At 55.5% G+C, this 12,323-nt stretch carries 10 protein-coding genes; 4 read left to right on the top strand and 6 right to left on the bottom strand.

Annotation, left to right across the window (positions count from 1 at the left end):
* The first annotated feature begins 160 nt into the window (after positions 1-160).
* Positions 161-2,119, top strand: coding sequence for a cation:proton antiporter (locus ABO_RS07275; protein ID WP_011588685.1), 1,959 nt, complete (start codon positions 161-163; stop codon positions 2,117-2,119).
* A gap of 57 nt (positions 2,120-2,176) precedes the next feature.
* Here the strand turns inward: ABO_RS07275 and ABO_RS07280 are convergent, their stop codons facing one another.
* The 6 genes from ABO_RS07280 to ABO_RS07305 all read right to left on the bottom strand — a co-directional run bounded on the left by ABO_RS07280 (position 2,177) and on the right by ABO_RS07305 (position 9,357).
* Entirely contained in the window at positions 2,177-2,614 is a 438-nt protein-coding gene (locus ABO_RS07280; RefSeq protein WP_011588686.1) for a MerR family transcriptional regulator, read from the bottom strand.
* A 5-nt stretch (positions 2,615-2,619) separates the two neighbouring features.
* Positions 2,620-3,531, bottom strand: a complete 912-nt coding sequence (locus ABO_RS07285) for a hypothetical protein (protein WP_186326989.1) — start codon at positions 3,529-3,531, stop codon at positions 2,620-2,622.
* 117 nt (positions 3,532-3,648) lie between these two features.
* Positions 3,649-5,211, bottom strand: a complete 1,563-nt coding sequence (locus tag ABO_RS07290) for an FGGY-family carbohydrate kinase (RefSeq protein WP_011588688.1) — start codon at positions 5,209-5,211, stop codon at positions 3,649-3,651.
* Positions 5,211-6,770, bottom strand: a complete 1,560-nt coding sequence (locus tag ABO_RS07295; protein ID WP_011588689.1) for a glycerol-3-phosphate dehydrogenase/oxidase — start codon at positions 6,768-6,770, stop codon at positions 5,211-5,213. The genes ABO_RS07290 and ABO_RS07295 overlap by 1 nt, the downstream gene beginning before the upstream one ends.
* A gap of 21 nt (positions 6,771-6,791) precedes the next feature.
* Positions 6,792-8,402, bottom strand: a complete 1,611-nt coding sequence (locus ABO_RS07300) for an FAD-binding oxidoreductase (protein WP_041704948.1) — start codon at positions 8,400-8,402, stop codon at positions 6,792-6,794.
* A gap of 130 nt (positions 8,403-8,532) precedes the next feature.
* Complete coding sequence (locus ABO_RS07305; protein WP_011588691.1) at positions 8,533-9,357, bottom strand: lysophospholipid acyltransferase family protein; 825 nt, start codon at positions 9,355-9,357, stop codon at positions 8,533-8,535.
* A 146-nt stretch (positions 9,358-9,503) separates the two neighbouring features.
* Here ABO_RS07305 and ABO_RS07310 point away from each other — a divergent pair, with 146 nt between their 5' ends.
* The 3 genes from ABO_RS07310 (at position 9,504) to ABO_RS07320 (ending at position 12,321) form a co-directional block, all read left to right on the top strand.
* Positions 9,504-10,169 carry an OmpA family protein gene (locus tag ABO_RS07310; RefSeq protein WP_011588692.1) on the top strand — a complete coding sequence of 222 codons (666 nt, stop codon included), beginning with the start codon at positions 9,504-9,506 and terminating at the stop codon, positions 10,167-10,169.
* Positions 10,170-10,360: 191 nt separating this feature from the next.
* Positions 10,361-11,449, top strand: a complete 1,089-nt coding sequence (gene ada / locus ABO_RS07315; protein ID WP_231860737.1) for a bifunctional DNA-binding transcriptional regulator/O6-methylguanine-DNA methyltransferase Ada — start codon at positions 10,361-10,363, stop codon at positions 11,447-11,449.
* Positions 11,446-12,321: a DNA-3-methyladenine glycosylase 2 gene (locus tag ABO_RS07320; RefSeq protein ID WP_011588694.1), complete on the top strand. Its 876-nt coding sequence runs from the start codon at positions 11,446-11,448 to the stop codon at positions 12,319-12,321. The genes ada and ABO_RS07320 overlap by 4 nt, the downstream gene beginning before the upstream one ends.
* Positions 12,322-12,323: the final 2 nt, after the last annotated feature.

Genomic DNA, 12,323 nt, shown 5'->3' on the forward strand with positions numbered 1-12,323 from the left:
AATACGCATTTACCGGCCCGAACAATCAGGCATAATGCGCCAACGCTCGGCAAGGAAATCATCTCCAACCCCACTTTGCCATGAGCTACGTTAGCATGCCTGCCCGATGCTTAGTGGCGTGCACGAGGGTTGCGGAACCGTCTAATCACCTAGGAACTTCATGGATTTAAGTGTCCCTTTCCAGCTAGCCATTATCACTGTGGTCGCTTTTCTCTGCCAATGGCTGTCTTGGAGAATCAAACTCCCTGCCATTTTGCCATTGCTGCTTACCGGTTTGGCGCTTGGCCCGCTTTGGGGTGTACTACAACCCAAAGAACTGTTCGGTGATTTGCTACTTCCCGGTGTATCCCTGGCGGTCTCTATCATTCTGTTCGAAGGCGCCATGACACTGCGCTTCGATGAAATTCGCGGCTTGGAAAAAACCGTTCGCCGGCTTGTTACTTGGGGTGCCTTAGTCACCTGGAGCATTGTTACCGTCTCTGCTTGGTGGGTGCTAAAACTCCCCTTGGGTCTAGCTTTACTTTTTGGTGCGCTGGTCGTGGTGACAGGCCCAACCGTTATTGTTCCTCTGCTACGCAGTGTCCGCCCAGTAAGCAGCGTATCTCGATTGCTGCGTTGGGAAGGCATCGTTATCGATCCCTTGGGCGCTATTTTTGCTGTATTGGCCTACGAGTTGGTGGTGGCCAGCGGCCAAGATGGGGCCATACTGCACACGCTGTGGCTGTTCTTCCAGACAATCGGCGTGGGAGCAGCCATCGGTTGTGCTGTGGCTTTCGGCTTGGCCGAGTTGTTGCGTCGGCATCTAATCCCTGAATACTTGCGCAGCTTTCTGGTGCTGTCGTCCATCATTGGTGAGTTTGTTTTAGCCAATGGCCTGAGTGAGGAATCCGGACTGGTTGCGGTTACCGTAACCGGGATCGTGTTGGCTAACCGCAAAGGCGTGCGCACCGACGACATTCTCCACTTCAAAGAAAACCTATCAGTGATGCTGATTTCCGGTCTCTTTATCGTGCTTGCCGCACGATTGGAAATGAGCGAACTCAGTCAACTCGGTGCTACCGCTCTGGCGGTTTTAGTGATTATTCAGTTCGTTGCTCGGCCATTGTCAGTATGGTTATCTACTCTTGGCTCCTCACTGAATTGGCGTGAAAAATCACTGCTCGCCTGGATTGCACCACGGGGCATTGTCGCCGCGGCGATCTCGGCCCTGTTCGCCGAACGGTTACAGCAAAACGGTGTTCCCGGTGCCGAGAAACTGGTGCCACTTACCTTCATGGTGATTATCGGCACGGTGGCATTACAGAGTCTCACCGCCCGTCCACTGGCTCGCCTGCTGAAAGTAGCAGAGCCGGCGCCACGCGGTTTCCTGATTATCGGTGCTAACCCGGTGGCCCGTGCCATTGGCGCTGCCTTGCAGAAGAACCAATACCCGGTCGTGGTCACGGATTCCAGTTGGGAATCCATCCGTTCTGCCCGTATGGAAGGACTAGGAACCTTTTATGGAAACCCGGTCTCACAGCACGCTGACCAATATTTGGATCTCGTTGGTTACGGAAAACTGCTGGGGTTAAGCCCTCGGCGAGAGCTCAACACTATGGCGACCATGCGCTACCGGCTGGAATTCGGAGAGCAAAACATCTTTAGCCTGCCCACGCAAAAAACGGAAAAGGAAGTGAAGCATGAGGTCGCCCCGGAGCACCGTGGTGCCACCCTCTTCGCTCCCGACATGACCTATGCCCGCCTAGCCAGCCTGCTCAGCCAAGGCGCAGAAATTCGTAAAACGCGGCTGACTGAAGAATTTAGTTTTCAGGCTTACAACGAAACACCAGGACGCCAAGTTTGGCCATTATTTGCCATTGATCCCCGCGAACATATTGTTGTGTTCTCTGCGGAAGAAAGCCCCGAGCCCAAAGCCGGCTGGTACATTCTCGGGTTAGTAAAAGAAGATGCTGCCAAGGAAGAAAAAAAGGCTGAAGCTCGTGCAGAGGCGGCCGCCGAAAAGGTAGCCACTGCAAATAAATCAGAGGACAAAAACGAGTCAAAAACCCATAAACGTGACGAAAAGACGGACACCAATAAGGGTTCAAAACAAACGGCAGGCAAAACACAGCAAAATTGACCTGTTGCCTCACTGCTAACTAAAGAGCCTGCCCAACTTTACTACGGGGCAGGCTTTTTAGTTGCTATCAGGGCTCGGCTCTGAATCCTCATCCCCCACAAATGAGTCAATCAACCCGCACACTCGACCATCATCCAGCCGACAATCCGGTGCCCCCTGCCATTGCTCCATAGCATCACGCATGCGGTCACTAAGCGCCTGCAGCTCAGTGATTCGGGTTTCTACCTGATTTAGCCGGTCTTCAATTAAAGTGCGAACCTGACCGCAAGGGGTCTCCCCTTCACGGGATGCGTGGATCAGGGACTGAATATCGCTGAGGGTAAAACCTAGAGAACGAGCTTTTAGTGCAAAGCGTAACAACCGCAAGTCCTCAGCGCGGTAATAACGATAGCCGTTATGGCTGTCACGACTGGGCGATAACAAACCAATATTCGTATAGTGGCGAACCGTTTCAGCCGTGGTTTTAGCCTGTTTCGCCAGTTCCGATACGCGCATAAATGCTACTCCTGATGAGAAGACAGGGAAGCTTCAGAATGTGACTGAGCCCACTGCCTCCAGGCTTTTGGTAACGGGCGGTTGTGCGCCGCAAAAAATGCATTCACTGAACCCATAATCGTTTCGATGCTCAACTGCTGAGTTAATGCGGTCCCGAAATTTGTCGCTTTTGGGGTTTCAGTCAAGGTGCACTGCAATGCCACATCAGCCAGCGGCACCACCTCCTGATGGCGCTGCCAGGCCGTCCGCAACGGGCCGGCGAGCCAGCCACATTGCTGGTAGCTCAATGCATACTGACCTTCAAGCCACCATAAATAGGCATCATCACCCAAGGCATTAATCAGAACGTTATGCTGTTGCTGGTATTGCCCCATATCGCCGCTGGCAATCCCCCTGCGAAGTAACCAAATCATCGGTTGTTCCGATTCAAGCTGGTGGGCAGCAGCAACACGCTCACAAGGTTTACCCAGGCATTGGGTCAGCCACAGTTTCAGCGCTGCTGGGCGCCCTTCGGCCAAATTAGCTAGGTCGGGTAAGCCCGGTGCTGCCCCCAATTGAGCAAGAAATGCCTTGCCACGTTCGCTCTGCAACCAGCGGCGCTTTTCCAACAATGCCGTTAGTTGCAAACCGGAACTGTAGTCATACCAGTCAGTCAAGGTGTAGGGATTTGCGGCCATGCCTTCAAGGCGTAAAAAACTGATATCGCCGTCAGGAAAATGCAACCGCACTCGGGCGGCAAAACGGCGGTCGTTTTCATTGAAGCCGGTAATGGCAAACCGGTCGATGGACTGCGCCTTAACCCACGGCTTAATGGCCACTGTAGGCAACCGCACGATATCCTGGCGCAGCAATAATACGTTCAGTTGCCCCTGCGCCAGATCGGCACGCAATTGCCGTAATACCTCGCTCGCCTGCACAGGAAAATAAACCAATAAGAAAAGGAAAAGGCACGCGATTTGTGACCAGCGAGACATCAAAATAGACCCGGAAATAATAATAGGACGACCCTACCACAGGGCGCAGCTCGATCGGCACTAAAGCCGTGCTGGGTAACCGGTAATACGCCGAATAGAGCGATATAACGGCGCCAGCCGGGGATAAAGCTTCAGGTACACGCCACGGTAAAGGTCGTCGTAATGGTGCGCGATTGCTGCATCAGGCAAAAAGGTATCACCGGGACGGGTCATCGCGGCCACCGCCGAGGGATAATCCGGATGCAGGCCCAGAGCCACCGCCGCACTGATGGCCGCCCCCAGCCCGGAGGTTTCCGTGGTGTGAGGTCGAATCGCCGGTAAATTAAAGATGTTTGCAGTGATCTGCATGATTGCATCGCTTTGCGAACCTCCCCCAGAAACACGCAGGGAGGTCACCGCAATGCGGTTGCGCTTCTCCAGTCGATCTTTGCCCTCGCGCAGCGCATAGGCAATACCTTCAATAATTGCGCGGTACAAGTGGGCACGGGTATGCACATCGCCAAACCCTATAATCGCTCCTTTCGCTTCCGGGCCAGGAATCCGCACACCAGGGTTCCAAAATGGTTGCAGCATCAAGCCCATGGCACCCGGTGACGTTTGTTCCAACAAGGCTTCAAAAAGCGTTTCAGCAGCCACGCCAAGCGTTTCAGCCTGTTGTACTTCCTGTTGCCCAAACTCTCGCTTGAACCAGTTCACCATCCAGTAGCCGCGCTGAACAATGATCTCGGAATTATAGCGATCAGGCACAGCCGCCCCGTAGGCCGGGACAAAAGTAATAGGCTCCACATAGCGCTCATTACACGTATTGAAGGTCGCTGTGGTGCCGTAGCTGAGGTTGCCGATTTCCGGTGTAAACGCCCCGGCACCAAGCACTTCGCAGGCCTTGTCTGCGCCGCAAGCAATCAATGGCAAGCCTTCGGGGATGCCGGTGGCTTGGCAGGCTTGCTCTGTGATGGTTCCCAGCGTTTTGCCAGGCTCGACCAGTTCGGGGAGCTGTTCGCGGTGTACCCGCAACGCCTTCCACTTAAGGTCATGGGGCGGCGCCCAACAGCGCCCTTTGTAATCAAAGGGAATGTAGCCGACTTGGGACGCGGTGCAATCGCGCAATTGCCCGGTAAGCCGGTAATTCAAATAGCCGGAAAGCAGTAAAAAGTGTCGGGTTTGCTGCCAAATTGCCGGCTCATCCACGGCCAGCCAATTGAATTCGGCTTTGGCCTGGAACTGCCGGAGTGTTTCACTCTGGCCCATCATCGTTACTGGCGCAGCCAGCCACCAGGGTAGCCGAGGAATGGAATCTGTTCGGCGTTGATCCAGCCATATAATCGCCGGGCGCAGCGGCTGCTTATTATCATCAAGGCACACCACCGAGGCCCGCTGGGTGGTCAACGCCACCGCTATAACACGGTGTTTCAGTGGCTCGTGCTGTTGCCATAAACCCTGACACGCCAGCCCAAGCTGCTCCCAAAAATAATCGGCGTGCTGTTCTGCTTGGCCAGGTTTATCAGAAAAGTAGGGTTCAATATGCTGCTGATAGCGGGCAACCAGTTCACCTTTACGGTTAAACAACATGGCCCGGGCACTCTGTGTACCCTGATCCAGTGCCAATACCAGCGGGTCGTCCATTACCTTGCCTGCTGCCCAGGAGCGCCATCAGCCTCAACGGCCTCTGTGGCATCGCCCTTACTGGCTGGGGCGGGTACGCTATAGAATCGTTGATGGATACCCTTATAGCGAACAAGCTCCTTATCCCACTGCGCATCATCCCAGCCCAGGGTTTGCTGGATTTGCGGGCGTAACCCGTTCAGCGCGGCTATACCTGCTGTAGGCTTTATCAGCCCTAATCTCGTGCGGCGCAGCATTAGGTCGTCTAGGTGCACAACGGATTCATGGTCCAAAACCCACTGGATAAATGCCGGGTCCGACTGATCTGCATGCAAGAAGGCCTCCACCGCGTGGGGCGCATTTTCCAGTGGATCAAAGCTTGAGACTTTGCTTTTCTGGCTGCGGCGATGTTCGCTATCATCGATTAATCCGGTAGCCAACAAGGCATCCAGTGCAATCAAACGGAACGTCGTCAGCTTGCCGCCACTCACCGTGACAATGCCGTTGTCGCCCCAAACCGCATGGTCCCTGCGCTCTTTGGACGGATCTACACCTTTACCAGAGGCAATCACCGGGCGTACCCCGGCAATGGTGGAATAGATATTCTCGCGGGTCACATTGCAGCCTGGAAACTGGGTATTAATGAGTTTGAGAAGATATACCACCTCGCGGTCACTGGCTGCCGCCTCAATATCCATGTCCTCAGGATGATCCAGATCCGTCGTGCCCACACAAGTGACGCCTTCCCAAGGGAATACGAACACCGGCCGGCCGTCATCGGGATGCATCACTGTAAGGCAGTCGTTCACCGACAATACGGCGGGGTCGATAAACAGGTGGCTGCCGCGTAATGGCCGCACCCGAGCCTCAGCACCAGAAAAACGATCGGCCCAGGCCCCCGTAGCGCTCACCACTGCCGATGCATTTAGGGTTACCCGTTCGCCACTAACACGGTCTTCCACGGCAACGGCAAAGCCTTGCTCTTTCCGCTCGGCTTGAACAACGCGAGCGTAATTGTGTGCCAATCCGCCATGCCGGGCGCCTTCCAACAAAGTACGCATCACTAAACGACAATCATCGGTCAGGGCATCGGTGTAACACATGGCACCGGTGAGATCTTGATTCCGCAAAGCGGGTACTCGTTCCAGTAGCTGCTTGCGGTTCAGGTAACGATGATCGCGAATACCTGCCAGAAAATCATATAGCCACAGCACCATCTTCATGGGCCAACGCCCGGGGAAGACCCCTTTGCGTAACGGGAACAGGTAGATGGCCCGCTCTACCAGGCCCGGCAGCTCATTCAGCAGCCGTTCGCGCTCAAGCAGTGAATGCCGCGTCAGGGTGATGTCACCCTGGGCAATGTAGCGCAGACCACCGTGCACCATCTTCGAAGAACGGCTGGAGGTGCCCCAAGAAAAATCAGTCTGCTCCAATAACAGCACGCGGTGGCCGCGTCGGGCCGCTTCCAGCATGACGCCCGCGCCAGTAATGCCGCCTCCAATGACGATCAGGTCCCAGTGTGGGGCTTGTGGCGCTGTCGGTGTGGCTAATTCTGTCAGCGTGCGGCGCTGGCCGAGCATAAGATTACCCCTGTGTAGCCGTTATCGAATCGTGCGCGGAGCGTTCTCGATCAGGCAACCTGGATTAAGACGGTGCTGAGGGTCGAAGTGATTCACCAGCCGATCCAATACCGCCATGCCCAGCTCGCCTTTCTCGTGGTGTAGCCAGCGAGCATGATCCCGCCCCACGCCATGCTGATGGCTGATGGTGCCGCCGCTCGCCACAATGGCATTACTGGCAGCTTCTTTGAGCACACGCCAGCGAGCCAAGGTTTTTTCATAACTGTCGGAACAGCGGAAAACATAGGTGGTGTAGATACTTGAACCCTGCGAGTACAGATGTGACAGGTGGGTAAACACGTGCACCTGCTCGCCATCACCGGCGTTATCACGCACCGCCTTCTCCATGGTCTCCACCGCAGAGGTGACCCGATTCCAGTCCACCGCCGTTTCAAACGTATCCACCACGTACCCGTGCTCCCACAAGCCGTGACGCAAATACGGGGAACGGAAACGGGACTCTTCCCACTTTTTACCCAGCAACCTACCCACCATCACGCCACCGGCTTGGCGAATGTGTTTGCGTGTTTGGCTCAGCACATAACGTGCCTGGGATTTATCGCCCGTCACCCCGAAGGTGATCATGCATTTACTGTCGCCACAACCGCGTACGCCAAGATACCTATGCAAAATACCGACCAGTTTTTCGTGGCCAGCGAGCATCAGGTGGGTGCGCGTTTCCTCAGCATTGGACAGGCGCAACATCGACAGAGGAATTTTCGCCTGAATCATCTTGCGCACCAGCTCTTTGCCAGTCTCCCAATCAGGGGCAAACGCAACCTGAAAACTTTCCGTTTCTGGCAACGGTGTTACTCGCACTTTGACCTCAGTAATTACCCCCATTCGCCCTTCCGAGCCGAGGATAATTTCGCGCAAATCCGGCCCTGCTGAGGAAGCAGGCATGGTTGGAATGATCAGGGTACCCTTTGGGGTTTCCACTCTGCCGCCTGCGAACATCTGCTCGATACGGCCGTAGCGCATGGACTGTTGGCCGCTGGATCGACTGGCAACCCAACCGCCAATGGTGGAGAGCTCCCAGGATTGGGGGAAATGCCCCAGCATGTATCCTCTTTCACGAAGTTGCTGTTCCACCATTGGCCCCGGCGTTCCGGCGCCGAAGGTAGCAATTTGGCTTTCGGTATCCAAATCCATGAGCTGATCCATGCCTGCTAGGCTTAGGGTCAAAACCGGCGCATCACTTTCAGGGGGATTAATGTGGCCAGCAACGGAGGTGCCGCCGCCATAGGGAATTACGGTAATTCCCTGCTCCAGAGCCCAGTCCAGTAGTTCACGTACAGCCCCACTGCTAGCAGGGGTAGCCACCCCATCAGGAAAACGCTCAAACTCACCGGAGCGCATGGCTAGCCAATCGGGCAGGCTTTGCCCTCGCGCATGACGAAGCCGGGTTTCCGGCCGAGTGTCTACACTAGGATGCTCAGGTAAACGGGAGGCAGGCACCTTCGCGACAACCGCCGTCATCTCCGCATCGGGTAACGGTTCTGCACGCCCCAGCCGTTGTTGGACAAACGCCAGCCCAGACGGTTTTAACGGATAGTGGTTATTGCTGTCACCCCAGCCATTCCAGCGTCGCATGCATGCACTCCTTATTTTCATTCAATAGTAGCCCTGACACGCTTCGCTTTCACTGGCGTAGCAGGACATTGAATGGACTATTTATGACAAAGAAGTGACTTGCGTATAGTAAGGAAGGGGAATAATAGCTTCAGGGCTTTAGCAACCAACGGCGCCAGCCTTGTTGGCGAGCCTCAGAGCGTTCCTGATTCAGTGAGAGCAGCATGGATTCAATGGATTCAGCCACAATTTCCCGCACTGCCCAGCGGGCGTCAGCGTCACCCTGCTTGCCAGCCCAGGGCGCGGTGGAAATCGGTGCACCGAGCTGGAACCAGAGCGGCTCCGGCCGCGGCACCAGAGTGGGGCCCACGCCACGGCTTAATGGCATAAACATATCACCACCACGCAGTAACTTGTCCACGCGGGGCGATTTCAGCAGGGTGCGACCAAGCCTTGATTGCTGGAAGTCACTGCCATCGACTAAAACACGATAGGCTTGATCACAACCCGCCGAGGCAAACGGGATAATGTCGTAGCCGTGCTCAATCGCCAAACGGGCAAAACCGGTCCGATTCTTCCATACTAGCTTGTGTACTTCATCCTTACGCATGGCCACTTCCCGTGCCCCACCGGGGAATACCAGCACGGGCTGCCCGGACTGCATTAGCGCGGTACAATTGTCTGGGTTGCCTTCCACCGCCCCCCAACGTTTAACCAATGCCCCCCAACCTGGCACCCGAAAATGCAGACGATCCCCCAGCGCCCGGGGAAACACCCCCGTTTCCCGATACAGCTCGAGCAAAAAAAGCGGCGAATCGATCAGCCCATACAGGCCATGATTACCCACAAACAACGCTGGCCGCTGTAAGCTCACATGCTCAGCCCCAAATAACCGAGGCGCGAAATAACGCCGTGGCAGGGCAAGTAACCGGTCCATTGTTGCCAGTGACGGCGGAGAAAAACTCTTAATACTCAAACGATGTCCTGTACTGTAATAGTGTGGTCAAATTTAAGGCGCTAATGACGCCAGTCACTTTACCAGCTTTTACACTACCGCTATGGTTCATTCAGCCCTAAAGCAGTAAAAAAAACCAATATGTTATCGAATCTCAAGGAGCTTTCATGAAACGATTTGCCGGGTCTATTGCGCTGGCCAGTGCCATTGCCGTTACGGGGTGCAGCACGATTAACCCTTACACAGGAGAAAAACAAACCTCGAAGGCAACCTCTGGTGCGGCCATTGGTGCGGTAGCGGGCGCCCTGATCGGTATCGCCACTTCCGATAGCGCCAAGGAACGCAAAGAGCGCGCCCTCGCAGGTGCTGGCATCGGCGCAGTCACCGGCGGCGGCGTGGGTTACTACATGGATGTCCAGGAAGCCAAACTGCGCCAGAAGCTCGAAGGGGCCGGGGTATCCGTTACCCGTGATGGCGAAAATATTATCCTGAACATGCCGGGCAACCTGACCTTCGCTACCGACAGCACCGACGTGAAGCCTTCTTTCGATCCGGTGCTGGAGGCTGTGGCGGAAGTCCTCAAAGAGTACAAATCGACCATGATCCAAGTGGCCGGGCACACCGACAGTACCGGTGGCGACCGCTACAACCTACTGCTTTCCCAACAACGAGCTCAGGCGGTCTCTAACAAGCTCTCCGCCTTCGGAGTGGAGCAGGTTCGCCTGGACCCAGTTGGCTTCGGTGAAACCCAACCGATTGCCAGTAACAGCAGCGCTAGTGGTCGAGAGCAAAACCGTCGCGTTGAACTCACATTGCTGCCTTACACCAAGTAATATCAGCAGGCTGATGGCGGTGGGTTCGCACCCACCGCCATTGCACTTACTCACATCTTTACTCGCCCCTTTCCTCCTCTACCTCTGCATCGTTTTACCAATATAATCGCAACTTTTTGGATGCTCACTCACCCTGGTTTCCGCGATGCTCCCAGTCAGTCTCATTTCCCTTCATACTGCGGGTAGCACATATGGAAACAGGTCTGAATACAACCATGAGCACCGAGCAACAACGGCGACAAGCCATCAAAGACCACTCCCCCTTGCCGGGAGATAACTTTGTTTATGGTGTGCTGACGACGGGAATTTTCTGCTTGCCTATCTGTCCATCGCGACGTCCTCGCGATGAAAATGTTCGTCTCTTCGACACCCCCGTACAGGCTATTCAGAATGGCTACCGACCCTGTCGGCGCTGCCATCCACTTGGAGATATCGCCGCACCATCAACAGCCACAGTGATTGCGCTATGTCGATTGATTGAAGCGGCCGAACGAAAACCCACGCTCACGGAGTTATCGGCGCAATCGGGCTGGAGCGCTCATCATCTGCAACGCCAATTCAAAGCGGTTGCCGGCATTTCACCGCACCAGTACGGTGTCGCCATTCGCCGCCGGCGAGCGCAACAGCAGCTCCGCTATAAACAGTCATTGACCCTCTCGGCTCACTTGGCCGGATTTGACTCGACTAGCCACCTACATGCCGTCGCTGGCAACACCCTTGGCATGAAACCAGGCCAATATCGACAAGCAGGTAAAGATATGGCACTTCGATTTGCCATCGCCGAAAGCTCACTCGGCTCTGTGCTGGTGGCAGAAAGCGAGCGTGGCATCTGTGCCGTCACCATAGGGGATGATCCCAGCGTGTTACTGCAGGATTTCGAACAGGAATTCAGTGGCGCCACCCTGCTGCCGGGTAATAGTGAGTTTGATCAGCGCGTTGCCATGGTCATTACCCTAATCGACGACCCGCATCAGATTACTCAAGCACCTCGTGATCTGCTGCCTTTGGATATTCGAGGGACCGCCTTCCAGCAACAAGTCTGGGCGGCACTACAGACGATTCCCACAGGCCAGACCCTGTCTTATCAGGCACTGGCAGTAAAGCTTGGCAAGCCTACAGCCGCCCGAGCTGTTGCCCAGGCCTGCGCCAGTAACCGGCTGGCTGTTTTGGTTCCTTGTCATCGTATTGTGCGCACTGATGGCGGGCTGTCTGGCTACCGCTGGGGTGTTGGCCGCAAAGCCGCTTTACTCGACCGCGAACGGGAGCCCAGCGACAAATGACAACGGTAAAGCTGCCACTACCCGCCCACTTTAGCGTTTCCGACTTTCTTCATTTTCATGGTCGAGACAGTCATGCCGTTTCCGAACGGGTAGATGCCCTTACGCTGCACAAAGCCATTATCTTTAACCTCCGGCCCTGTATCCTGAAAATGGACTTCAACCAAGTCGGGCACGTGATTACTAACGCCACAGACACCACCGCCCCGGCCTTGACCCGCCAAGCCAGCGCCATGCTGGGCCTGAATCAACCTGTGGAGGTATTCGAAACGGCGATAGGCACAAAGCCCCCTTTGAATACTTTGGTGCAACGACAAAGAGGGCTGCGGGTGCCGCAATCGGCAACGCCGTTCGAGGCGCTTACCTGGGCCATTATTGGCCAACAGATTAGCGTGAGTGCGGCCACCGCTATTCGCCGCCGTTTTATCCAGCTGGCGAGCCCGGTTCGACACGATGGCCTTCACTGCTACCCGGATGCCGCCACAGTCTGCTTGCTGACGCCAGACGCTCTTCGCAGCGTGGGATTTTCCGCCACCAAAGCTGACACTTTACTGGCCGTGTCCCGGCTCTGTCGCGACCAGCAACTTTTGCCAGAAACATTGCATCTCGACGCTTACGCGGAGCAACTGGAGCGCAACCTGCTTGAGATTCGTGGCCTGGGACCCTGGAGCGTGAATTACACCCTGCTAAGAGGCTACGGTTTTCTGGACGGAAGCCTGCATGCCGACGTGGCGGTACAAAAGGCGCTACAAATGTTGCTTGGGCAACCGGAACGTCCCACGGCCAGAGTAACCCGGGATTGGTTGGCAGACTTCACGCCCTGGCGGGCACTGGTGGCCGCACACCTGTGGCAATCCTTATCGACACAAGCGTGAAG

Origin of the sequence: Alcanivorax borkumensis SK2, from assembly GCF_000009365.1 — a bacterium.
Classification (GTDB): domain Bacteria; phylum Pseudomonadota; class Gammaproteobacteria; order Pseudomonadales; family Alcanivoracaceae; genus Alcanivorax; species Alcanivorax borkumensis.